The following is a 24,253-nucleotide window of genomic DNA, read 5'->3' on the forward strand; positions in this document are numbered from 1 at the left end:
CATGAAGCACGTGTTTATCGCCTTGCTGTTGACCAGCGCGAGTGCCCAGGCCGCCATGGGGCCGTTCGATGTGTACGAGCAGGCTTTGCGTAACGATCCGGTGTTCCTCGGTGCCATCAAGGAGCGCGACGCCGGCCTGGAAAACCGCGCCATCGGCCGCGCTGGGCTGTTGCCGAAGCTCTCGTACAACTACAACAAGGGCCGCAACAATTCCCAGGCCACCTTGCCGGATGGGCGCGGCGGCAATTATCACGACGACCGCAACTACAACAGTTACGGCTCCACCTTCAGCTTGCAACAGCCGCTGTTCGACTACGAGGCCTACGCCAACTACCGCAAAGGCGTGGCCCAGGCGCTGTTTGCCGATGAAAGCTTTCGCGACAAGAGCCAGGCACTGCTGGTGCGGGTGCTGACCTATTACACCCAGGCGCTGTTCGCCCAGGACCAGATCGACATCGCCCGCGCGAAGAAGAAGGCGTTCGAGCAGCAGTTCCAGCAGAACCAGCATTTGTTCCAGCAAGGCGAGGGCACACGCACGGATATTCTGGAAGCCGAATCCCGTTACGAATTGGCCACCGCCGAAGAGATCCAGGCCTTGGATGAACAGGACGCATCCCTGCGGGAGCTGGGCGCATTGATTGGCGTGCAGAGCGTCAACATCAATGACCTGGCGCCACTGAACCAGGGCTTTGCCGCCTTCACCCTGACCCCGGCCAACTATGACACCTGGCACGAACTGGCGATCAGCAACAACCCCACGCTGGCCTCGCAGCGCCAGGCCCTGGAAGTGGCGCGTTATGAAGTGGAGCGCAACCGCGCCGGACATTTGCCCAAGGTCACGGCCTATGCCAGCTCGCGTCAGCAGGAGTCTGACAGCGGCAACACCTACAACCAGCGCTATGACACCAACACCATCGGCGTCGAAGTCAGCGTGCCGCTGTATGCCGGTGGCGGCATCTCGGCCTCCACCCGCCAGGCCAGCCGTGCCATGGAGCAGGCCGAGTACGAACTGGAAGGCAAGACCCGCGAAACCCTGATCGAGCTGCGCCGGCAGTTCAGTGCCTGTTTGTCGGGGGTGAGCAAGTTGCGTGCGTATCAGAAGGCGCTGGTGTCGGCCGAGGCGTTGGTGGTGTCGACCCAGCAAAGCATCCTCGGTGGCGAGCGGGTCAACCTCGATGCACTCAACGCCGAGCAGCAGCTCTACAGCACCCGCCGCGACCTGGCGCAAGCGCGCTATGACTACCTGATGGCCTGGACCAAGTTGCATTACTACGCCGGCAACCTGCGGGACACCGACCTGGCGAAGGTCGATGAGGCGTTCGGCCCCCTGAAGTAAGCCTCCATAACAACAATAAGGATGGTTTCGATGATCACCGATTCACCCCGTTTCAAACCGTTTACCGCCGGTTCCTTGCTGCTGTTGTCCGTTGCGGCGCAGGCGGCCTATACCGAGACCGGTCAACCGGGTAACGCCGCCAGTTGGCGCTCCACCGAGTTCCAGAGTGACTGGGGGCTTGGGCGCATGAAGGCCGATGAAGCCTACGCCGCCGGCATCACCGGCAGCGGGGTAAAGATCGGTGCGCTGGACTCAGGCTTCGATCCCAATCACCCGGAAGCCTCCAAAGACCGCTATCACGCGGTCACCGCCAGCGGCAGTTACGTGGACGGCGTTCCCTTCAGCACCACGGGTGCGCTTAACCCCAACAACGACTCTCACGGCACCCATGTCACCGGCACCATGGGCGCCGCCCGCGATGGCGTGGGCATGCACGGCGTGGCGTACAACGCGCAACTCTACGTGGGTAATACCAACGCCAACGACAGCTTCCTGTTTGGTCCGACGCCTGATCCCAAATACTTCAAGGCGGTGTACAGCGCCCTGGTGGATTCCGGTGTGCGGGCGATCAACAACAGCTGGGGCAGCCAGCCCAAGGACGTCAGTTACCGGACCCTCGGCGACCTGCACGCGGCCTACGCCCAACACTACAACCAGGGCACTTGGCTGGATGCGGCGGCGGACGTGGCCAAGGCCGGTGTGATCAATGTCTTCAGCGCCGGCAACAGTGGTTACGCGAATGCCAGCGTGCGCTCGGCGTTGCCGTATTTCCAGCCGGAATTGGAAGGGCACTGGCTGGCGGTATCGGGGCTGGATAAGGCCAACAACCAGAAATACAACCAGTGTGGCATTGCCAAATACTGGTGCATTTCCACCCCCGGTGCGTTGATCAACAGCACCATTCCCGACGGCGGCTACGGCGTGAAGTCCGGCACCTCGATGTCGGCGCCCCATGCTACCGGCGCGTTGGCACTGGTGATGGAACGCTACCCCTATATGACCAACGAGCAGGCGTTGCAGGTGTTGTTGACCACCGCCACGCAGCTCGATGGTTCCATCACCCAGGCGCCCACCACCAGCGTAGGCTGGGGCGTACCGGACCTGGGGCGGGCGATGCACGGCCCGGGGCAGTTACTCGGACCGATGAACGTCAGCCTCGCGGCCGGGCAGGGCGATGTCTGGAGTAACGGTATCTCCGACCAGGCCTTGCTGCAGCGCCAGGCCGAAGACACTGCCGAGCACGGCGCCTGGCAGCAGACCCTGATCGACAAGGGCTGGCAAAACGGCGTGGGCGCCGGCGCCAGCCAGCAGGACCAAACGGACTACGCCATCGGCACGGCACGCGATCAGGCGGCCGCGACGCGGATCTATGAAGGCAGCCTGATCAAGTCCGGCGCGGGTACGCTGGTACTCAGCGGCGCGAGCACCTATCGCGGGGTGACCACTGTCAACGGCGGGCTGCTGGCGGTGAACGGGTCGCTGACGTCTGCGGTGACCGTCAACAGCAGCGGCACCCTGGGCGGCTCCGGTCGGATTGCCGCGCTGTCGGTCAACCAAGGCGGCCGTGTGGCACCCGGCAACTCCGTAGGCACCTTGCAGGTGGCGGGCGACGTGAACCTGGGGGCAGGTTCGACGTATGCGGTGGAACTTACACCTACCAGCAGCGACCGTATCGTCGCCGGCGGCAAGGCGATCCTGGGCGGCGGCAACGTCAGCCTGGCGTTGGAAAACAGCCCGACCCTGCTCAGCGGCGCACAGGCACAAAGCCTGATTGGTCGCCAGTACAGCATCCTCCAGGCGGCTGGCGGCATCCAGGGTCAGTTTGGCCAGGTGTTGCCCGACTATCTATTCCTTGGCGGCACCCTCGCTTATGCCAGCGACGGCGTGCAGTTGGACGTGGTCCGCAATGACGCCACCTTCGCCAGCGTCGCGGCGACGCGCAACCAACGCAACGTAGCCGCGGCCGCCGAGCCATTGGGCGCGGGCAACCCGGTGTACGAAAGCCTGCTGCAGTCGGACTCCATTGCGGTCGCGCAACAAGGCTTGCAGCAGTTGTCCGGTGAAATCTACCCGGCGATCGGCGCCATGCTCATCAACGACAGCCTGCAACTGCGCGACGCGGTGGGCGAGCGTTTGCGCCAGGTGCCGGTCGCCGCTGAAAGCAACCTGTGGCTCAAGGCACTCGGCGCCTGGGGCAAGACCGACAGCCGCAGTGAGACGGCGGGTTCCACCACATCCCTCGGTGGTCTGTTGGGCGGCGTCGATGGCGCGCTGGACGAGCAAACGCGTGTGGGCCTGGTCGCCGGTTACAGCGACAGCTCATTGAACATGGGCAGCGGCACGCATTCCTCGGCGTCCATCGACAGTTATCACTTCGGTGCGTACGCCGGGCGCGAGCTGGGCGATTGGCGCGTCAGTGCCGGTGGCGCCTACAGCTGGCATCGCGGTGACGTGAAGCGCGACCTGCAATACGGCGCTGTCAGTGGCAAACAAAAAACCAAGCTGGAGGCGCGTACGGCGCAACTGTTCACCGAGGCGGCCTACCGGATCAACCTGCAACCGTTGGCACTGGAGCCCTTCGCCAACCTGGCCTATGTGCACCTGGACAGTGATGGGTTCCATGAAAAAGTCGATGCCGCGGCCCTGGAACGTGGCAGCGATCAGCGGGACGCCGTGCTCAGCACGCTTGGCGTGCGTGCCCTGAAAACCGTTGCCCTCAATGACCACCAGCAGCTGCAGCTCTCCGGTTCGCTGGGGTGGCAGCACAGCCTCACCGCCGTTGAATCCGAAGAGCACTTGGCGTTTGTCGCAGGCGGGCCGTCATTTGCCGTGCGCAGTTCGCCGTTGCTGCGCGATGCCGCGCTGGTCGGTGTGCAGGCCAGCCTGGCGCTGAGCCCGGCCACACGGGTCAACCTTGATTACAGCGGCCAATGGGGTGGCCGGGAGAAAACCCAGGGGGTGGGGCTGAGCCTCAACTGGCAGTTCTGAAGCGATTTACACATGTGCAATAAGAAAACTAAGGAAGGTCACCGTGAAAACACGCAAGTCAGGGTTAACTACCGCCATCCAGACCGCCTTGGGCTACCCGCTCAAGGCCAGCCGCAGCGCGCCATACGGTGCGTTGCTGTGTTGCCTGGCAAGCCTGGGAACCGCCCAGGCCGCACCCTATGTGGAAACCGGCAAACTGGGCGATGCCGCCAGTTGGCGCAGCAATGAGTTCAAGGCCGACTGGGGCCTGGGCGCCGTGCATGCCGATACCGCGTACGCCGCCGGCTACACCGGCAAGGGCGTCAAGCTGGGGATCTTCGATCAGCCGGTGTACGCCCAGCATCCGGAGTTCGCCAGCCCTGGCAAGGTGGTGACGATTGTCACCGAGGGCATCCGTCAGTACACCGACCCGTACATCCCGGTGAAGGCCGGCGATGCGTTTCGTTACGACGGCACGCCGTCGCTCGGTTCGAACGGCAAGCTGGGCAACCATGGCACCCATGTCGGCGGGATTGCAGCGGGTAACCGCGATGGCGGGCCGATGCACGGCGTGGCCTTCGATGCGCAAATCATCAGCGCCGAGAACGGTGACCCGGGCCCGGAAGACGGCATCATCCTCGGCAACGATGGCGCGGTGTACAAGGCCGGCTGGGACGCATTGGTCGCCAGCGGTGCGCGGATCATCAACAACAGCTGGGGCATCGGCATTGGTGAGCAGTACGCCAAGGGCGGGCGCGACCCAGCGTTTCCAAATTTCACGGTCAACGAAGCACAGGCACAATTCAACAACATCCGGCCGATCCTCGGAACCATTGCCGGTGGCGCCTACCAGGGCGCGATCGATGCGGCCCGCAGCGGCGTGCTGACGATCTTCGCCGCTGGCAACGACTACAACCGCAACAATCCGGACGCGATTTCCGGGCTGGCGTACTTTGTGCCAGAAATTGCGCCCAACTGGCTCTCCGTCGCGGCGTTGCAGCAGAACCCGGACACCACGAGCGCCGATCCTTATGTGATCAGTACGTTCTCCTCACGTTGCGGCTATGCGGCGAGTTTTTGCGTGTCGGCGCCCGGCACCAAGATCTACAGTTCCGTCATCAATGGCACCAGCCTGGATAACCTCACCACCGATTATGCCAACTTCAACGGCACGTCCATGGCCGCGCCCCACGTGGCAGGCAGTGCGGCCGTGCTGATGCAGCGCTTCCCGTACATGAGCGGCGACCAGATCTCGACACTGCTCAAGACCACCGCTACGGACCTCGGCGCGCCGGGCATCGACTCGCTGTACGGCTGGGGCATGATCAACCTGGGCAAGGCGATCAATGGCCCGGGAATGTTTGTCACGGCCGAAGACATTCCGGCCGAGTTCCGCATCGACGGCGCTTATGGCAGCGGACAGTTTGTCGCGGATTTACCGGGCGTGGGCGCGGTGGTCGATGCCGGCAAGCCGACTCAGCGAATCTGCAACGATGTGCATTGCGGGCTGGACTTGTGGAGCAATGACATCTCCGGGCACGGCGGCCTGACCAAACAGGGCATCGGCACGCTGGTACTCACCGGCACCAACACCTACAGCGGCCCGACCTTGGTCAATCAGGGCCTGCTGGCCATCAATGGCTCGCTCACGTCGAACGTTACCGTCAGCCAGAGCGGGGTAGTCGGGGGTTCCGGCCGCATCGGTTCGTTGCTGGCAAAAAACGGCGGCACCGTGGCACCGGGCAATTCCATCGGCACTTTGAACGTCGCAGGGGATGTGACGTTTGAGGCCGGGTCGACCTATGCCGTGGAGCTGTCGCCCACTAGCAGCGACCGCATTGTGGCGGGAGGCACAGCGACCTTGAACGGCGGCACGGTGACCCTCGCGCTGGAAAACAGCCCGACGCTGCTCAGTGGCGCACAGGCGCAAAGCCTGATCGGGCGCCAGTACAACATCCTGCAAGCCGCGGGTGGCATTACCGGCAGCTTTGGTGCGGTGCTGCCCAACTACCTGTTCCTCGGCGGCAACCTGAACTACGCGGCCAACGGCGTGCAACTGGACGTGGCACGTAACGCCAACAGTTTTGCCAGCGTGGGCGCCACCGACAACCAGCGCGCCGTGGCCGCTGCCGCCGAGCAATTGGGCGCCGGCAACGCGGTGTATGAAAGCCTGCTGTTGGCGCCGAATGCGGCGTCGGCACAAGGTGCTTTCCAACAACTGTCGGGAGAAATCTACCCGGCCCTGGAAACCGCTTTGGTGAATGACAGCCGCTATGTGCGCGAAGCCGTGGGCGAACGCCTGCGCAATGGCGAGATGGGGGTATCCAGCGAGACGCTCGACAGTCGTGGCAACGTATGGGTCAAGGCCCTGGGCGCTTGGGGCAAGACCGACAGCCGCAGCGATACAGCCGGCTACACCACGTCCATCGGCGGCATGCTCGCCGGGGTGGACGGTGCACTGGACGAGTCCACGCGCATCGGCCTGGTCGCGGGTTACAGCGACACGTCACTGAATATGGGTAGCGGCACGCATTCCCGTGCTTCGGTCGACAGCTACCACTTCGGCGCCTATGCCGGGCATGAGATCGGCGCCTGGCGCCTGAGCGGTGGCGCCACTTACAGTTGGCACCGCGCAGACGTGAAACGCGACCTGCAATACGGCAATGTCTCCGGCAAACAGAAAGCCAAGGTTGATGCGCGCAGCACCCAGGTATTCACCGAAGCGGCCTACCGCATCAACCTGCAACCGTTGGCCCTGGAACCGTTCGCCAACCTGGCCTACGTGCACCTGGACAGCGATGGCTTTACCGAAAAAGGCGACGCTGCGGCGCTGAAAAGTCGCGACGACACCCGCGACCAGGTGTCGAGCACGCTGGGTCTGCGTGCCTTGAAAACCTTCAATGTGAATGACCACCAGCAGTTGGAGGTATCCGGCACCCTGGGCTGGCAGCACACCCTCAGCAGCACCGATGCCGAGCAACACTTGGCATTTGCCTCGGGCGGCCCGTCGTTTACGGTGGAAAGTGCGCCGATGGTGCGTGACGCGGCGCTGGTTGGCGCACGGGTCAGCCTTGCGCTGAGCAAGGATGCGCGGGTCAACTTTGACTACAACGGCCTGCTGGCCAGCAAAGAAAAAGTCCATGGCGTGGGCTTGAGCCTGGATTGGGCGTTCTGATGGTTTAGCGACCTTTGCGGGTGTCGGCGCCACCGGTGCCCGCAGGTTTGGCTTTCTCTACAACTCCAACAAAAGAGAGGCACTACCAATGGGTATCTTTGACTATAAAAACCTCGGCACCGAGGGCTCCAAAGCGTTGTTCGCCGATGCCATGGCGATCACGTTGTACTCCTACCACAACCTGGATAACGGCTTTGCCGTGGGTTACCAGCACAACGGCCTGGGGTTGGGCTTGCCGGCGACGCTGGTCGGCGCGTTGCTGGGCAGCACAGACTCCCAGGGCGTGATCCCCGGCATTCCATGGAACCCGGATTCGGAAAAAGCCGCGCTGGACGCGGTACAAAACGCCGGTTGGACGCCGATCAGTGCGAGCACCTTGGGTTACGGTGGCAAAGTCGATGCGCGAGGCACCTTCTTTGGCGAAAAGGTGGGCTACACCACGGCCCAGGTCGAGGTGCTGGGCAAATACGATGACGCCGGCAAGTTGCTGGAAATCGGCATTGGTTTTCGCGGCACCTCGGGGCCTCGGGAAACCTTGATCAGCGATTCCATCGGTGACCTGGTCAGCGACCTGCTGGCAGCGCTCGGCCCCAAGGACTACGCGAAAAATTACACCGGGGAAGCCTTCGGTGTTTTGCTCAAAAATGTGGCCGACTACGCCAGTTCCCATGGCCTGAGCGGCAAGGATGTGGTGGTCAGCGGCCACAGCCTGGGCGGGCTGGCGGTCAATAGCATGGCCGATCTCAGCAACAACAAGTGGTCGGGGTTCTACACGGACGCCAATTATGTGGCCTATGCCTCGCCCACCCAGAGCGCCGGCGACAAGGTGCTGAACATTGGCTACGAGAATGACCCGGTGTTCCGTGCGCTGGAGGGTTCGTCCTTCAACCTGTCGTCCCTGGGCGTGCACGACAAACCCCATGAGTCGACCACCGACAATATCGTCAGCTTCAACGACCACTACGCCTCGACGCTGTGGAATGTGCTGCCGTTTTCCATTGTCAATCTTCCGACCTGGGTTTCGCACCTGCCCACCGGTTACGGCGATGGCATGACGCGGGTGCTTGAGTCAGGCTTCTACGAGCAGATGACCCGCGACTCCACCGTGATCGTCGCCAACCTGTCCGACCCGGCGCGGGCCAACACCTGGGTGCAGGATCTCAACCGCAATGCCGAGCCGCACAAGGGCAACACCTTCATCATCGGCAGCGACGGCAATGACCTGATCCAGGGCGGTAAGGGCGCGGATTTTATCGAGGGCGGCAAGGGCAATGACACGATCCGCGATAACAGCGGGCACAACACCTTTCTGTTCAGCGGGCATTTTGGCCAGGACCGGGTGATTGGCTATCAATCGACGGACAAGCTGGTGTTCAAGGATGTGCAGGGGAGTGTGGACTACCGTGAGCACGGTGGGGATACGGTGATCAGTGTTGGCGGGGATTCGGTGACGCTGGTGGGCGTGAGTGGCTGGTCGGGGGAGGGGATGGTTATCGCGTAAGGGAGGCGTGTGGGGGCCTGGCCCCCACACCATTATTCATTAGTCTTCCTTGCGCACGGTGGCCACGTCAGCCGCCTTGACCCGTACATGCTTGCCAGCAATATCAGTGAATTCGTAGAAGCCATCGGCAGTCTTGGTTTTTGGGGTGTCCTTGGTCAAATACTGTGTGCCATTTTGCAGCGTCACTACGGTTTGCGTCGCGCAACCGGCCAATACCAGAAAAGTGAGTGCAACCAGTGGCAGACCCAAATTCTTCATGTTCATAACCCTTACCTTAGCCTTGAAAAGTCCCACGCCAGAGGCGCGGGCGACAAATGTTACGCCATCGACTTCACCATCTGATCACTTTTATGCAAAAAGTTGCAGGCACCATTTATCTATTAGCGATTGCAACCTCGCCTTGGCGACGGCACTCTGTATGCATAACCAGTATTTGATCGCTGTACACCATGGCCAATACCCTCGAAGACCCGCTCTATTACCTGCATAACTTCCGCCAGGTCCTGCATTGGCTGGGGCAACGCTATGCCGATCTGCTCGATGCAGACGAACAGCATTTCATTCAGCAATTTGACAGGTTGCCGCAGGCGTCTCAGGCGCTTTTGGTGCGCATGGTGATGCGCAAGGGGGTGCACTTTCGGGCGAGCAAACTCAATTACGTGGAGATCGGCTGCACGCACACCGCTGCTGCGCCATTGCTTGCATTGGGCTGGGTCGACAACAAATCCATGCTGGCCTTTGAAGCGCTGTTTGGCTTGCTGCAAAAAGGCGAGATATTCGGCGCGTTCAAGCCGTGGATCGACCAGCCCAGGGGCAGGAAGTCCGATTGGTTGGAAGGGCTGGCGGCACAATTCACCGACAGCCGCAGTTTTGCCGGTTGGTGCCCGGACCTTACCGACACGCTCTTGAGCCTTACCGTGATGGAATTGTGTGATCGCCTGCGCCTGATGTTCTTCGGCAACCTGCATCAGGATTGGTCGGAATTCGTGCTGGCTGACCTGGGCATCTACACCTACGAAAGAGTCGAGTTCTGCGCAGAGTCCCGTGGCCTGCGCAGCCGGGATGATGTGCATGGCTTTCTGTTCCTGCACCAGTGCCAGCAGGCCTTTGAAACCGGTGAAGCGCTGGAGGCGGTGCTGGCCCGGGTCGCAACCCTGAGTACCGACAACCCCTGGCTGGAAAAACGCCGGGCCAAGTTGTTGTTCCAGGTCGGTCAATATTGCGAGCGCATTGCCGAATTGGCGTTGGCGGAACAGATTTACCGCAGCTGTGCCTATCCCGGTGCCCGCTCACGATTGATCCGGGTATTGGAACGTCAAGAGGACTACGGCCAAGCCATGGCCCTGGCGAGCGCCGCCCAACAGGCGCCGGAAAGCGCCGCCGAGCAGCAGCACTTATTGCGTGTCATGCCACGCCTGCGCCGCAAACTGGGTGAACCGGCCTTGCCGAAAGTGAAGCCACGCCCGGTCGTGCGCCTGGACCTTGCCCTTGCGCTACCCGAACCGCTGATGTCGGTGGAGTATTGCGTGCAGGCTCACCTCAGCGAGCCCGATGGGCCGGTGCACTACGTTGAAAACGGGCTGATCAATTCACTGTTCGGGCTGCTGTGCTGGGACGTGATCTTTACACCGCTGCCGGGTTCATTTTTCCACCCGTTCCAACGCGGTCCCGCAGACCTGCACAGCGAAGACTTCCATCAGCGCCGTGCACCGCTGTTCGCTGCGTGTTTCGAGCAATTGCAGGACGAACGCTACAAAACCACCATTCGCCAGCGTTACAGCGACAAGTGGGGGATCCAGTCACCTTTCGTGTTCTGGAACCTGCTCAGCGAAGACCTCTTGGAGCAGGCCCTGGCCTGCCTGCCCGCCGAACACCTGCGCTATTGGTTTGAACGGCTGCTACTGGACATCCGTGCCAACCGCGCCGGTATGCCCGACCTGATCCAGTTCTGGCCGGCGCAAAAAACCTACCGCATGATCGAGGTCAAGGGCCCCGGTGATCGCCTGCAGGACAACCAACTGCGTTGGCTGGAATTCTGTGGCGAATACCAGATGCCGGTGACCGTCTGCTATGTGCGCTGGGCAGAATCCGCTTGAGCTACAGCGTTGCCGTGCGGGCGCTGTGCGAGTTCACGGCCAAGGTCGGTGACCTCGACCTGCGCTTCACACCGTCGCCCAGCGCCCAGGAAGGCATTGCCGGCCACCGCACCGTCGCCTCACGGCGCAGCGCGCACTACCAGAATGAAGTCGCGCTTGAAGGCGAGTACCAGCAGCTCAAGGTGCGAGGCAGGGCGGACGGCTATGACCCGGACGCCAACCGCCTGGAAGAGGTGAAGACCTATCGCGGCGACCTCGACGCCCAGCCCGCCAACCACCGGCAACTGCACTGGGCCCAGGTCAAAGTGTATGGCTGGCTGATGTGCCAGAAGCTCAACCTGTCAGAGATCAACCTGGCGCTGGTGTACTTCGATATCGTCGGTGACGGCGAGACGGTGCTCGACCAACGCTTTCAAGCCACCGAACTGGAAACCTTCTTCAACCAGCAATGCGCGCTGTTTCTCGGCTGGGCCGAGCAGGAAATGGCGCACCGCGAAGCGCGCAACAGCGCCGCGCAAACCCTGGCGTTTCCCCATGCCGGTTTCCGTCCTGGCCAGCGCTCGCTTGCCGAGTCGGTGTACAAGGCGGTCAGCACCGGCCGTTGTCTGATGGCCCAGGCGCCGACCGGCATCGGCAAAACCATCGGTACGATCTTCCCGTTGCTCAAGGCCTTGGCGCCCCAGCAACTGGACAAACTGTTCTTTCTCACCGCCAAGACCCCCGGCCGTAAGCTCGCCCTGGATGCTGCCCAAGTGCTGCATGCCAGCAGCCCTGGCCTGCCTTTGCGTGTGCTGGAGTTGGTGGCGCGGGACAAAGCCTGCGAGCACCTGGAAAAAGACTGTCACGGCGATTCCTGCCCGTTGGCCAGGGGCTTCTACGACCGTCTGCCCGCCGCACGCATCGCGGCTTCCAAGGTGCGCCTGCTGGACCAGCGCACTCTGCGCAATGTGGCCCTGGCCCATGACGTTTGCCCGTATTACCTGAGCCAGGAAATGGCGCGTTGGGCCGACCTGGTGGTCGCTGACTACAATTACTTCTTCGATTTCGGCGCCATACTGTTCGGCCTGGCCCAGCTCAACCAGTGGCGCGCGGCGGTGCTGGTGGACGAGGCGCACAACCTGGTCGATCGGGCCCGCTCGATGTACAGCGCCAGCCTTGACCAGTACCACCTCAAGACCCTGCGCGATACAGCCCCCGAACCCTTGAAGAAACCCTTGCAGCGCCTCAACCGTGAGTGGAACGCGCTGCACAAGGACCAACTTGCGCCGTACCAGGCCTACACCGCTCGCCCCGAGAAACTGTTGCAGGCCTTGAGCCTGTGCGCCAGCACCATGGGCGAGTACTTCAACGATCACCCCGAGTCTCTCAGCGGCGACCTGCAAAGCTTCTATTTCGAGGTGCTGCAATTCGGCAAGGTCGCCGAATTGTTCAACGAACACTTCATTTTCGATATCAGTAAGCGGCAGTTCAGCGGCAAACGCAGCAGCTCGACCCTGTGCCTGCGTAACGTGGTGCCTGCCGAGTTCATACGCCCACGGCTGACGGCCGCCCGCAGCAGCGTGCTGTTTTCCGCGACCCTGAGCCCACGGCATTACTACGCCGACTTACTGGGGCTGCCCGCTGATACGGCGTGGATCGATGTGGAGTCGCCGTTCAAGGCTGAGCAATTGCAGGTACGCATCGTCGATGCAATCTCCACGCGCTTCGTGCATCGTGAGGCCTCGCTGGAGCCTATCGTCGAGCTGATCGCCCGCCAGTACACCCAGCAGCCTGGCAATTACCTGGCGTTCTTCAGCAGTTTCGATTATCTGCAACAAGTGGCGCAGTTGCTGGCCGAGAAACATCCGACCATTACGCTGTGGCAACAGTCACGCGGCATGGCTGAGGCCGAGCGCCAGGCCTTTCTCGACCAGTTCACCGAACACAGCCAGGGCATCGGGTTTGCCGTGCTCGGCGGTGCATTCGGTGAGGGCATCGACTTGCCCGGCACCCGCTTGATCGGTGCATTCATTGCCACCCTTGGCTTGCCCCAGTTGAACCCGATCAATGAACAGATGAAAGTGCGCATGGGCGCGATCTTCGGTGCGGGCTACGACTACACCTACCTGTACCCTGGTATCCAGAAAGTCGTGCAGGCGGCGGGTCGGGTGATCCGCAGCCAGCAGGACCAGGGTGTGGTGATGTTGATCGATGACCGATTTGGCGAGGCTCGGGTACGTCAATTGTTGCCGCGCTGGTGGGCGGTGGCTTGAGTCATTCCTGTCGTCAATGATGCTGGCGGCTTGAGCAGTCATGGTCCACGCTGGGAAAAACCTGCAAAAGGCCATGCCCATGCGCCAGCTCCTCATCAGCGTCAACGGTATTGAGTTAAGTGTTTATAGTGCGGGGCCCGAACAGGGCGCGCCGATCTGGCTGCTTCACGGTTTCCCGGAATGCTGGCACTCGTGGCGCGAGCAAATTCCCGCGCTTGTGGCGGCGGGTTATCGGGTGTTTGCCCCGCAAATGCGCGGTTACGGAGGCAGCAGTTCACCGGCTGAAATTGCCGACTATGACCTGTTGACGCTATGTGGCGATATCCAGCAGGCCATGAACCACTTCGGCCATACGCAGGTGGTGATGGTCGGCCATGACTGGGGCGCCGTGGTGGCTTGGCATCTGGCCTTGCTTGAGCCTGAGCGTGTCACACGCCTGATCACGATGTCCGTGCCGTTCGCTGGGCGCGCCCGTCGACCGGTGATCGAAATCATGCGCGAGCTGTACGCTGACCGCTTCAACTACATCCTGTATTTCCAGGTGCCGGGCGTTGCCGAGCAGGAGTTGGATGCGGATATCGAGCGCACATTGCGCCTGTTCATGCAGGATCAGGACGTGTTTCTGCAACAGAAGCCGGCGACCGCGACCTTGCTCGAAGGTGTTTCAGCGCCCGGAGCATTGCCGCAGTGGTGTTCCCAGGCGGATCTGGACGTTTATGTGAACACCTTCGCCGAGCACGGTTTTCGTGGCCCACTGAACTGGTATCGCAACTTCGAACGCAACTGGCAACGCACCGAGTTCATCGCTGGGCAGAAAGTGCTGCAACCCACACTGTTCCTGATCGGCGACCGCGACCCGGTCGGGGTCTTCGAAGCCCACACAATCAAACGCATGCCGGATTCAGTGCCGCAGCTTGAGCAGCATGTGTTGGCGAACTGTGGTCACTGGATCCAGAACGAACAAGCCCAACAGGTCAACGCCCTGATGCTCGGCTTTCTAATGAAAAGGTAAAGGTTGCTCCTCGACCCGGTTGATCCACCAGGCGAATGCTGCGCCCATGCAATTGCAGGATGCGGTGCACGATGCGCAGGCCCAGGCCGCCGTCACGACGGGCGCCGCCGATGGTAAAGGCGCGCAGGAACAAGCCTTCGCGCAGCTCGGCGTCGATGCCTGGGCCGCTGTCGCTGACCGTGACGGCGACGGCCTGGGTTTCAGGCGCGAGCGCCACCTCGATCTCGCCGTTCACCGGTGTATGGCGCAGGGCGTTATCCAGCAGGTTGGTCAGTACGCGTTCAATCAGGCCCAAGTCCGCCAGCACCGTTGGCACCTGCGGCGGCAACGTCGCGGTGAGGGTGATGCCGCGTGCTTCGGCGGTCAGTTCGAATTTTTGAAAGATGTCCTGCACCAAGTCCGGTAATGAAAACCCTTCGATCACCGGCTGGACAAAGCCATGTTCCAGGCGCACCAGCTCCAGCAATGACTGGGCCAGACCGCCAACCTTGCGGCTCTGGTCCAGGGCAATGCCGAGGTAACGGCGGCGTTCTTCGGGGCTGAGGCTGGCATCCTTGAGCGACAGGGTTTCCAGATAGCCATGTAGCGAGGCCAATGGCGTGCGCAGGTCGTGGGAGATATTGGCGACCATTTCGCGGCGTTCCTGGTCCTGATGGGTGATGGCGCGCCACTGTTCGCCCAGACGGTTTTCCATTTGCACGAAGGCGTGATCGAGCACGGCAATTTCATCGCCGCTGGTGAGTTCCGGCACAGCGGGTTCAGCCGCTTTGGGTGCACCATTGATGTCGAATTGGCCGACTTTATCGGTCAACTGGCGCAGCGGTCGGGTGATCCAGGCGAACGCAATCAGCCCGGCCAACAAGCAGAGCAGGGCGACCAGGCCAATGGACCACAGCGCGATCTTCAATGCCATGCCGGTGGCATCCTTGGCGTCATACACGTCATGAGCCTCACCGAGCAGCACTACATAGAGGAAGCCGGTCTGCTGGCCGCCAGCCATGAGGGGCGCTGCGCTGAACACCTTGCGGCCATCGAGGCTGCGCGGGTCATCACCGAGGATCGGCAGCATGAATCCGGCCAGGAAGCGCCGCACGGGGGCGAGGTCGACTCGATCGCGCAGCAGATGACCACTGGGCGCGGCGTTACCGACCACACGGCCATCAATGTCGAGCAGGTAAACCTCGACACTCGGGTTGACCAGCATCAACTGGCTGAACAGGTTGCGCACCGCGTCGGGCTTGAGGCCATCGGCGTCCATCAACTGCGTGTCGCGGGCAATGTGCGCCGCCAGGTCGCGGGACAGGCCTTGCACCACCTCCAGTTCATGCATGCGGTTGGAGCGCACCTGCAACCAGGCCGAGGTGCCGCTGCAAATCAGCAGCAATACAGCGAACACCACCGACAGGCGTTGGGTCAGGGTCAGCTTCATGGTGGGCTCTCGGCAAACTTGTAGCCACGGCCCCACACCGTAAGGATGCGCGCCGGGTTGGCCGGGTCGGTTTCGACCTTGGCGCGCAGCCGGTTGATGTGGGTGTTCACCGTGTGTTCATAACCTTCGTGGCTGTAGCCCCACACCGCATTGAGCAGGTCCATGCGTGAGAACACCTTGCCCGGCTGACGGGCGAAGAAGTACAGCAGGTCGAATTCCCGTGGCGTGAGGTCCAGGCGCTGGCCTTGCAGGGTAGCGTCACGGGTCAGCGGGTTGATGAACAATTGGCCGAGATCTAGGCTGCCGGCGTCCATCTTCAGGTTGCGCGCCATGGCGTCGACCCGGCGTAACAGCGCCTTTATGCGAGCAACCAGTTCCGGCATGGAAAAGGGTTTGGCGAGGTAGTCATCTGCGCCCAACTCCAGGCCGAGGATGCGGTGCAATTCGCTGGAGCGCGCGCTGGTGATGATGATGGGGGTGTAGCGCGTCATGGCGCGGGCGCGGCGGCAGATCTCCAGGCCGTCGACGCCGGGCAGCATCAAGTCGAGGATCAGCGCATCCCAACCGCCTTGTTCCAACAGGCGCAGACCTTCGGTGCCGTCGGCGCTGTGGACGACGTGGAACTGTTCGTCACGCAGGTGCAGGCAGATCAGGTCGGCGATATGGGCATCGTCCTCGACCACCAGGACACGTTTTGGCTGATCCATGTAAGAGAAACCTTCGCTTGTAGTCCGCGCATTGTGCGGGTTTCGCAACAGTGTAGTTATCACGAATTGTTTAACTCTGCGTGAGGATTCCGCGACCGGCCAGGGCTTAGGATGAGGTCAGTGATTTGGCGAAGCGCATGGTGTGGTGAGCGAGCTTGCTCGCGCTGGGCTGCGCAGCGGCCCTTAAAAAAAGCGCGAGCGCTGCGCACTCCAGCGCGGGGCAAGCCCGCTCACCACAGGTTCATCGCTAGTCATCAGGCCAATGTGTTTAGGAGAACTCTATGTACTCATGGCGACAATTACTGCTGTACACCAGTCGCTGTGGCGGTCACCCAGGTCACGTGTTCGATGACGGCCCGCCACCCACCGGCCTGCGCTACTGCATGAACGGCGCCGCCATGACGTTCACGGCGGCTTAAGCCTATGTCTTTCTCTTACAAGATTCCCAGCCATGTGGCTCCTGGTTCTCGCGTACCTGGGCGGCGTGCTGACAATCGTCAGCCCGTGCATCCTGCCTGTTCTGCCTTTTGTCTTCGCTCGTACCGGGCAGCCGTTTTTGCGCAGTGGCTTGCCGCTGTTAGCGGGGATGGCGGTGACATTCGCCCTGGTGGCAACGCTCGCGGCGGTGGGCGGCGGCTGGGTGGTGCAAGTCAATCAATACGGTCGCTGGCTCGCGTTGCTGTGCGTTGCGCTGTTCGGCTTAACGCTATTGTTGTCACACCTGTCAGAACGCCTGACACGCCCTTTGGTCGCCGCCGGCAGTCGCTTGTCGCAAGCCGCCGGGGCCGATGCCAGGCCGCGTCCTGGCGCATCATTCCTGATCGGCGTCGCCACCGGGTTGCTGTGGGCGCCGTGCGCCGGGCCGATCCTGGGGCTGGTGCTCACCGGCGCCGCGTTGCAGGGCGCCAGCGTCGGTACTACCTTGCTCTTGCTGGCTTACGCCGCCGGGGCTGTCACCTCCCTCGGTGCAGGTGAAAGGCTGCGCCGGGGCCTGGGCGCGTTGATGCTGGCCGGGGGCGCAATCCTCACCATCGAATTCCTCGACCCCAACGTTTCGGCGTATGCCTTCACCTTTGGTTAACCCGGAGTGCCTGCCATGAATGTATTCAAATACCTGCCCGCACTGGCCTTCGCCGCCTTCGTCGGCCAAAGCTCAGCCTTCTCCTTCGGCGCCTCCGACGATGCCGTTGTCATCGCGCCACCGGCCCTGGACCTGCCTGTAACCTCAGGCAACCTGCAAACCGCCGTGTTCGCCGGCGGCTGCTTCTGGGGCGTGCAGGGAGTATTCCAGCACGTGCAAGGGGTGAAAAACGCCGTCTCCGGCTACGACGGTGGGGCGGCGAGTACCGCGCAATATGAAGCCGTCAGTGAAGGCGATACCGGCCACGCCGAGTCCGTGTCCGTCACCTACGACCCGAGTAAAGTCAGCTACGGCAAACTGCTGCAGATCTACTTCTCGGTCGCCCACAACCCCACCGAACTCAACCGCCAGGGGCCGGACACCGGCACCCAATACCGGTCTGCAATCTTCGCGCAGAACGCCGAGCAGCAAAAAGTCGCCCAGGCCTACATCGCACAACTGGATGAGGCCAATGCTTTCGGCAAACCCATCGTCACGAAGATCGAGATGGGCAAGGCGTTCTACCCGGCGGAGTCCTACCATCAGGACTTTCTCACCGAAAACCCGTCTTACCCCTACATCGTGATCAACGACCTGCCGAAAGTGGCGCAACTGAAAAAGCTGTTTCCGGCGCAATACAGCGCCGAGCCGGTGCTGGTGAAAAACCAGTAATCAGCCTTTGGCCTTGGCCAGGTAAGGCGCCAGGCGTCGGCCCATTTCCTCACCCAGGGCTTGCAGCCCGCTCAACGGGCGGATCATCACTTCAAACTCGATGATCTGCCCGTGTTCGTTGAAGCGGATCATGTCGATGCCCTTGAGCTGCTTGTCGCCCACGCGCGCGCTGAATTCGAGCACCACACTCCGGCCATCGCCGGAGGCGAGTTCACGGTGATAGGTGAAGTCTTCGAAGACGTTGATCACCGTATTGAGGATCATCGACACCACCGGCGCGCCAGGGTAGGGCGTATGAGCCATAGGTGAGCGGAAGACGGCGTCGGGCGCCAACAGTTCGGGCAGGGCCTTGAGGTCACGATTGGCCAACATGGCGTGCCAGCGTTGCAGGGTGTGTGCAGCCGCAGGGTTGAGCGTGAGTTCGGACATGTTCTGTACCTGTTCTTATGGTGGGAAGGCATTTCACCTGCCCAACATAAGAGCGGTATCCAAACAGGGTCAATCACCCTAACTTACAGATAAGTGACCTAAACGTACTTAGACCATCTCCAGGTACGAGCTGTGAATCGCCCGCGCCAACTCGCGCACGGTGTCGATAAAATCCGTTAGACGGGCGTGCAATCCCTCCTCAAGAATCTCATCGATCCCGGTATACCTAAGCCGCGCTTCAAACTCAGCGGCCAGACGCTGCGCCGTACGCCCATAACTGCCGGGGAGGTCGGCCAGGATATGGCTCAGTTCTTCGATGCAGGCATGCAACGAACGCGGCACATCACTGCGCAACAGCAGCAACTCGGACACGGAGCGGGCATTCAGCGCGTTCGGGTACAGCTCGGTATACGCCTCGAACGACGACAAAGCGCGGAGCAGGGCGCTCCACTGGTAATAACCGCGTGCCGACAAGTCGCTGACTTCTTCCGACTCCTCGCCAAACATTTCGTAACGCGCATCCAGCAAGCGCAAGGTGTTGTCGGCGCGCTCGACAAAGGTACCCAGGCGGATAAACCGATAGGCGTCATTGCGCATGATCGTCCCCGACGTCGCTCCCCGGAACAGGTGCGAGCGCTGCTTGACCCAATCACAGAAGTGGCTGATGCCATGCCGCGCCAGGCCGCCGGCAGCGATGCTGCGCATTTCGAGCCACGTGGCGTTGAGGTTTTCCCACATGTCGGCGGTGATGCGCCCGCGTACCGCATGGGCATTGCCGCGAGCGGCACGCAGGCAGTTGTAGATGCTCGCGGGGTTCTCTTCGTCGAGGGCAAAAAAGTGCAGCATGCGCTCGGCGTCCAGCTGTTTATGACGTTCCAGGTAACTGTCCAGGGTGCCGCTGCTGAGCAACGACATGGCCAGTTCATCCAACCCGTCACTGCGCCCGGCCTGGGGCATCAACGACAGGGAATAACTGACTTCGAGCATGCGCGCCAAGTTCTCGGCGCGTTCCAGGTAACGGGACATCCAGTACAGATCTGCGGCGGTTCTACTCAACATACTCAGCCCTCCACCACCCAGGTGTCCTTGGTTCCGCCGCCTTGCGACGAGTTGACGATCAACGAGCCTTCCTTCAGCGCCACGCGGGTGAGGCCGCCGGGCACCAGGCGGGTTTCCTTGCCCGAGAGCACAAAGGGCCGCAGGTCGATATGCCGTGGGGCGATGCCGTTTTCGACAAAGGTGGGGCAGGTGGACAGGCTCAGGGTCGGCTGGGCGATGTAGGCGTGGGGCCTGGCCTTGATGCGTTGGCGGAAATCCTCGATCTCGGCCGCGCTGGAGGCCGGGCCGACCAGCATGCCGTAGCCGCCGGAGCCCTGGGTTTCCTTGACCACCAGTTCCGGCAGGTTGGCCAGTACGTGGGACAGTTCATCCGGCTTGCGGCACTGGAAAGTCGGTACGTTCTGTAACACCGGTTCTTCATCCAGGTAGAAACGGATCATTTCCGGCACATAGGGGTAGATCGATTTGTCGTCGGCCACGCCGGTGCCAATGGCGTTGGCCAGTACCACATTGCCGGCGCAATAGGCGGCGACCAGGCCTGGAACGCCGAGCATCGACTCAGGGTTGAAGGCCTTGGGGTCGAGGAAGGCGTCGTCGATACGCCGGTAGATCACATCCACCGGCTTGGGGCCGTCGGTGGTGCGCATGAACACCTTGAGGTCCTGCACGAACAGGTCCGCGCCCTCTACCAACTCAACGCCCATTTCACGGGCCAGGAACGCATGTTCAAAGAACGCGCTGTTGAAGCGGCCCGGCGTCAGCACCACCACGTTAGGGTTGTCCAGGCGGCTTGAGCTTTTCAGGGTCTTGAGCAGCAGGTTGGGGTAGTGGTCCACCGGCGCGATGCGTTGCTTGGCGAACACCTCGGGGAAGAGGCGCATCATCATCTTGCGGTCTTCGAGCATGTAGCTCACGCCGCTGGGGGTGCGCAGGTTGTCTTCAAGCACGTAGTAGGTGCCGTCACCGTCGCGCACCAGGTCCACGCCGGAAATGTGCGAATAGATGTCGCGGTGCAGGTCCAGGCCGACCATGGCTTTCTGGTAACCCTCGTTGCCCAGCACCTGGTCCGCTGGAATGATCCCGGCCTTGATGATGCGCTGGTCGTGGTAGATGTCGGCGAGGAACATGTTCAGCGCGTTGACGCGCTGGATACAGCCGCGTTCGATCACGCTCCATTCGCTGGCGGGGATGCTGCGCGGGATGATGTCGAAGGGGATCAGGCGCTCGGTGTCTTGCTCGTCGCCATACAAGGTGAAGGTGATCCCGGCGCGATGGAACAGTAAATCGGCTTCACGGCGACGCTGGGCCAGCAGTTCCGGCGGCGTGTTGGCCAGCCAGCGGGAAAAATCCTGGTAATGCGCACGGCATACGCCGTTTGCGTCATTCATTTCATCAAAGAAAGATCGAGCCATTCCAGTACCTTGTCAGTGCCGAGGGGAACAGGGGTGGCACTGCCGTTTCAAAAAACGCATTTTTTATGAGCCCGTGGCGGTGGGTGCCAATGGGCCTGGTCCTTACTTTCTTATAGGGTCGGCTCTGGGTCGGGGGGTAACCAATGCTCCTGTATCCGGGCAGATGAATGGATAAAGCAATGCTTGTGCCGGAAACCCCAAAACACCGGATTCCTGTGTGGTGAGCGGGCTTGTGTGGTGAGCGAGCTTGCTCGCGCTGGGCTGCGCAGCGGCCCCCATTAAAGCGGGAGCGCTGCGCACTCCAGCGCGGGGCAAGCCCGCTCACCACAAAAGCCAGTCCGTCACAGTGCACTCCATGCTCCGACTTGGTGCATGAACGAACTTGAACTTCACCCGCCCCCGATTCTTCTAACGGGACACGAACCCGCATGGAGCACCGCCGTGCCCAGAATCATCTCACCGCAAACCCCGGAATCGAGCCTGCCCGATCACAGCGAGCACAACGCCAAGATCTTCGGCTCGCCCAAAGACCGCCTCGACTTTTACCGGCGCGAAATCCAGTATGAAACCACCATCCTTGCCAACCGTACCGACGCCTACCTCACCGCGCAGTCGTTCCTGGTGATCGCCTTTGTGTCGGGCATGGGCAACCTCAACCCCGAATGGGGCAAGTTGTTCACCGTGGTGGTGCCGATTTTCCTCGCCGTGTTGGGCATCCTCAGTTCCCTCAACGCATGGCCTGGGATCCGCGCGGCGTATGACATCATCGATCACTGGCACTTCAAGCAAAGCGAGCTGTTGCGCAGCGAGCCGGTGATGGGCATGGCGTACGACGAGTCGCCGCTGTTTTCCGAAATGGAGTCGTCGCACAAGGGTTATCGCAAGTCGTTGCTGTTTTCCATGCGCGCGCCCTGGTTATTCATGGTGTTCTGGGTGCTGCTCGCTGCGTACGCGTTTTACATCCAGGTCGACAACCCCGGATCCTAAACCGATGGAACTTCATCACGCTGGGCATGACCTTAACTCTACCCAGGCGACATTTTCCGAGAGGTAAGCCATGAGCACAGACAAACAACCCGCCACCGGTGCCGATGCGCCCAAAGACCCGGTGCCAGCAAAAGACCCCAAGGCCAAGGAAAACGACTACAGTCCAGACTTCAAGCCCAAGCCTGAGCCCAAGCCTGAAACCGATGCCGATATCGACACCCAAGGCGGTTAGAGGAGACGGTCATGTCCAAAGAACTTGATGAAGAACTCAACGACCCCGGTAATGAAGACCCCGGGTCATTGATGGACGATGCAGAAGTGCCGCTCAACGATCTGGATGAAGCGGCGGAAGTGGGTAACACCGAGCGTCAAGACTGAGTATTCACCCGGGCACGTCGTTCATACCACACCAGCATAGGCTGGGTACTCAGGCCATGAACGACGATGCTCAGGGCGATCACCGACAAGGTCAGGTTCACCGCCACGGCGCTGCTGGTGCCAATCAGTCCGTGATTGAGCGCGTAAAACAGGTAGTAAATGCTGCCGATCCCGCGAATGCCGAACCATCCCATCAGGCTGCGCTGCTGACGATCAATCAGGCGTCCCCACGGCATCGCCAGCACACTGATCGGCCGAATCACGCAAAACAACAGCGCCGCCATCGGCAGTGCGCGCCAATCCCAGTGGCTTATCAGCACGATCCCCAGTACCGTCACCAGGAACACCTCCATCGAGCGTTCCACCAGGCTGCCGAATGACAGCATGTCGCCCATCATGACGCCGGCGGCGATCTGGGTGTCCTTCAGTTCGCTCACATCCCCTTGCAACGCGCGGTCCGGCTCGACTTCCAAATGGCCCACCACCGGCAACGCCAGATGCTCCGAAGGCGTTTTTGAGTTTCCGGTGGAGCGGAATTCCGCCTGGCGCAAACCAAGCCCGGCCGCAAACACGGACAGAAAGCCATAACCGCCCACTGCCTCGGCGACCACATAGGCCAGCGCAATCAGAGCGAGGGTCAGGTAGTCATTGGGCGAGAGCGTGCTGTCACTGTTGGTGATGCGTAGCCACAACGTCGCGCGGCCGATACCCCGGCCCATCCAGTAGCCGATCAACAACCCGGCCGGCACCGCCCACAACAAGTTCTTCAATACCCAACCGCCCAGCCAATCGCCGTCAAACCCGCCGTGTTGCATGAACAGCAGGGCAAAAATCACAAAGGGAAAGGCGGTGCCATCGTTCAAGCCCGCTTCGCCGGACAATCCGAAGCGCAGCGGGTCGTAATCCTGAGCGTTATTGACCTGCACCAGGCCTGCCAGCACCGGATCCGTTGGCGCCAGTATCGCGCCCACCAGCAGCGACACGCCCCACGACAGCGTAAACAGGTAATGCAGCGCGAGGCTGATCCCCAGGATGGTCAGCAGCATCACCGGCCCGGCCATGCCAAACGCGATGCGCCAGGTACGGTGCTTGAGCGGCAGGCGCAGTTTCAAGCCGCTGACAAACAGCGAAAACAGCACTGCGACTTCCGTGAGGTGCTCCATCCAGCGTGCGGAGTGCTGGATGTCCAGGTGCAGCAGGTCTACGCCAAGGGGGCCAATTCCCACGCCCAGCAGCAGGCACACCGCCGAGGTCGTGACCGGCATCCAGCGCAGAAAGGAAGAGGTGAGGGCGAGCGTGAGCAACACGGCGCCCAGTACGGCCATCCACAAAATAAAAGTCATCGAACGTGTACCGGGCCGTGGTCTGTTCAGCTTGGAGGACTGCGGCGCGTCACCGGTTCAATGTGATTGGATCAATTGCGAACCGATGGTCTTCAGGCGAATCATGTCCATCAATTGCCGCAACCCCGGCTGTGACTGGCGACGGCTGGGGTAATACATGCACAGTTGCGCATGGTGTGGCTCAACGCCGAGGTGGTCACGCCCAGTTCATGGGCGGCGTGGCGGAAGCTGCGGCGGCGGATGATCGCCATGAACACGTTGAGATCAGCCAACTGGTCCATGGGCGGGCACTTGTGGGGTGGGGCGGACAATGAACAAGCCATCCGCATCCTGCGCCATGCCCTGGCAATCGGTATCAACCTGATCGACACCGCTCCG

Annotated in this window: 18 protein-coding genes and 4 pseudogenes; 14 read left to right on the top strand and 8 right to left on the bottom strand. The window is 61.6% G+C overall.

Features of this window, described 5'->3' with window-relative positions; all coding sequences use genetic code 11:
- The first annotated feature begins 1 nt into the window (after window position 1).
- The 4 genes from WH299_RS24210 to WH299_RS24225 all read left to right on the top strand — a co-directional run bounded on the left by WH299_RS24210 (window position 2) and on the right by WH299_RS24225 (window position 8,979).
- Complete coding sequence (locus WH299_RS24210; RefSeq protein WP_122726964.1) at window positions 2-1,336, top strand: TolC family outer membrane protein; 1,335 nt, start codon at window positions 2-4, stop codon at window positions 1,334-1,336.
- 30 nt (window positions 1,337-1,366) lie between these two features.
- Entirely contained in the window at window positions 1,367-4,324 is a 2,958-nt protein-coding gene (gene eprS, locus WH299_RS24215; protein WP_339551498.1) for an autotransporter serine peptidase EprS, read from the top strand.
- 43 nt (window positions 4,325-4,367) lie between these two features.
- Window positions 4,368-7,478 (top strand): autotransporter domain-containing protein, encoded by a 3,111-nt coding sequence (locus WH299_RS24220; protein ID WP_339551499.1) that lies wholly within the window; start codon window positions 4,368-4,370, stop codon window positions 7,476-7,478.
- 88 nt (window positions 7,479-7,566) lie between these two features.
- Window positions 7,567-8,979: a polyurethane esterase gene (locus WH299_RS24225; protein ID WP_236320951.1), complete on the top strand. Its 1,413-nt coding sequence runs from the start codon at window positions 7,567-7,569 to the stop codon at window positions 8,977-8,979.
- A 39-nt stretch (window positions 8,980-9,018) separates the two neighbouring features.
- Here WH299_RS24225 and WH299_RS24230 read toward each other — a convergent pair whose 3' ends face one another.
- Window positions 9,019-9,243 (bottom strand): YgdI/YgdR family lipoprotein, encoded by a 225-nt coding sequence (locus tag WH299_RS24230; RefSeq protein WP_028616108.1) that lies wholly within the window; start codon window positions 9,241-9,243, stop codon window positions 9,019-9,021.
- A gap of 185 nt (window positions 9,244-9,428) precedes the next feature.
- Between WH299_RS24230 and WH299_RS24235 the strand changes: the two genes are divergently transcribed.
- The 3 genes from WH299_RS24235 (at window position 9,429) to WH299_RS24245 (ending at window position 14,339) form a co-directional block, all read left to right on the top strand.
- Window positions 9,429-11,075, top strand: a complete 1,647-nt coding sequence (locus tag WH299_RS24235; protein ID WP_311892316.1) for a VRR-NUC domain-containing protein — start codon at window positions 9,429-9,431, stop codon at window positions 11,073-11,075.
- A complete protein-coding gene (locus WH299_RS24240) occupies window positions 11,072-13,327 on the top strand; it encodes an ATP-dependent DNA helicase (protein WP_339551501.1) in 2,256 nt (751 codons plus the stop codon). The genes WH299_RS24235 and WH299_RS24240 overlap by 4 nt, the downstream gene beginning before the upstream one ends.
- Before the next feature lie 79 nt (window positions 13,328-13,406).
- The gene (locus WH299_RS24245; protein ID WP_339551503.1) at window positions 13,407-14,339 is read left to right on the top strand and encodes an alpha/beta fold hydrolase; all 933 of its coding nucleotides are present in this window, start codon (window positions 13,407-13,409) and stop codon (window positions 14,337-14,339) included.
- On the opposite strand, the gene WH299_RS24250 is transcribed toward WH299_RS24245, so the two are convergent.
- Window positions 14,302-15,768 carry a sensor histidine kinase gene (locus WH299_RS24250; RefSeq protein ID WP_339551504.1) on the bottom strand — a complete coding sequence of 489 codons (1,467 nt, stop codon included), beginning with the start codon at window positions 15,766-15,768 and terminating at the stop codon, window positions 14,302-14,304. The two genes, WH299_RS24245 and WH299_RS24250, sit on opposite strands and share 38 nt — an antisense overlap.
- Window positions 15,765-16,475, bottom strand: a complete 711-nt coding sequence (locus WH299_RS24255; protein ID WP_122726983.1) for a response regulator transcription factor — start codon at window positions 16,473-16,475, stop codon at window positions 15,765-15,767. The genes WH299_RS24250 and WH299_RS24255 overlap by 4 nt, the downstream gene beginning before the upstream one ends.
- 305 nt (window positions 16,476-16,780) lie before the next feature.
- Between WH299_RS24255 and WH299_RS24260 the strand changes: the two are divergent.
- The 3 genes and pseudogenes from WH299_RS24260 to msrA all read left to right on the top strand — a co-directional run.
- Window positions 16,781-16,894, top strand: a pseudogene (locus tag WH299_RS24260) (peptide-methionine (R)-S-oxide reductase); the annotation flags it as partial.
- Window positions 16,895-16,926: 32 nt separating this feature from the next.
- A pseudogene (locus WH299_RS24265) lies at window positions 16,927-17,508 on the top strand (cytochrome c biogenesis CcdA family protein); the annotation flags it as partial.
- Between the two features lie 63 nt (window positions 17,509-17,571).
- Window positions 17,572-18,267 carry a peptide-methionine (S)-S-oxide reductase MsrA gene (msrA, locus tag WH299_RS24270; protein WP_122726986.1) on the top strand — a complete coding sequence of 232 codons (696 nt, stop codon included), beginning with the start codon at window positions 17,572-17,574 and terminating at the stop codon, window positions 18,265-18,267.
- Here msrA and WH299_RS24275 read toward each other — a convergent pair whose 3' ends face one another.
- The 3 genes from WH299_RS24275 to WH299_RS24285 all read right to left on the bottom strand — a co-directional run bounded on the left by WH299_RS24275 (window position 18,268) and on the right by WH299_RS24285 (window position 21,167).
- Entirely contained in the window at window positions 18,268-18,696 is a 429-nt protein-coding gene (locus tag WH299_RS24275; protein ID WP_339551506.1) for a nuclear transport factor 2 family protein, read from the bottom strand.
- A 108-nt stretch (window positions 18,697-18,804) separates the two neighbouring features.
- Window positions 18,805-19,755: an alpha-E domain-containing protein gene (locus WH299_RS24280; RefSeq protein WP_016975680.1), complete on the bottom strand. Its 951-nt coding sequence runs from the start codon at window positions 19,753-19,755 to the stop codon at window positions 18,805-18,807.
- A gap of 2 nt (window positions 19,756-19,757) precedes the next feature.
- On the bottom strand, window positions 19,758-21,167 hold the full coding sequence (locus tag WH299_RS24285; protein ID WP_028616117.1) for a circularly permuted type 2 ATP-grasp protein: 1,410 nt from the start codon (window positions 21,165-21,167) through the stop codon (window positions 19,758-19,760).
- Between the two features lie 441 nt (window positions 21,168-21,608).
- On the opposite strand from WH299_RS24285, the gene WH299_RS24290 reads away from it, so the two are divergent.
- The 3 genes from WH299_RS24290 (at window position 21,609) to WH299_RS24300 (ending at window position 22,532) form a co-directional block, all read left to right on the top strand.
- Window positions 21,609-22,154 (top strand): hypothetical protein, encoded by a 546-nt coding sequence (locus tag WH299_RS24290; RefSeq protein ID WP_028616118.1) that lies wholly within the window; start codon window positions 21,609-21,611, stop codon window positions 22,152-22,154.
- 70 nt (window positions 22,155-22,224) lie between these two features.
- Window positions 22,225-22,386 carry a hypothetical protein gene (locus WH299_RS24295; protein WP_010210501.1) on the top strand — a complete coding sequence of 54 codons (162 nt, stop codon included), beginning with the start codon at window positions 22,225-22,227 and terminating at the stop codon, window positions 22,384-22,386.
- Between the two features lie 11 nt (window positions 22,387-22,397).
- Window positions 22,398-22,532, top strand: coding sequence for a hypothetical protein (locus tag WH299_RS24300; RefSeq protein ID WP_339551507.1), 135 nt, complete (start codon window positions 22,398-22,400; stop codon window positions 22,530-22,532).
- Here WH299_RS24300 and WH299_RS24305 read toward each other — a convergent pair.
- Complete coding sequence (locus WH299_RS24305) at window positions 22,523-23,875, bottom strand: cation:proton antiporter (protein WP_323623608.1); 1,353 nt, start codon at window positions 23,873-23,875, stop codon at window positions 22,523-22,525. The genes WH299_RS24300 and WH299_RS24305 overlap by 10 nt on opposite strands.
- A gap of 164 nt (window positions 23,876-24,039) precedes the next feature.
- Window positions 24,040-24,156 (bottom strand): annotated as a pseudogene (locus WH299_RS24310) (helix-turn-helix domain-containing protein); the annotation flags it as partial.
- Here WH299_RS24310 and WH299_RS29745 point away from each other — a divergent pair.
- A pseudogene (locus tag WH299_RS29745) lies at window positions 24,155-24,235 on the top strand (hypothetical protein); the annotation flags it as partial. The pseudogenes WH299_RS24310 and WH299_RS29745 overlap by 2 nt on opposite strands.
- Between the last annotated feature and the right edge of the window lie 18 nt (window positions 24,236-24,253).

The organism is Pseudomonas sp. MYb541 (assembly GCF_037479595.1).
Lineage (GTDB): Bacteria > Pseudomonadota > Gammaproteobacteria > Pseudomonadales > Pseudomonadaceae > Aquipseudomonas > Aquipseudomonas canadensis.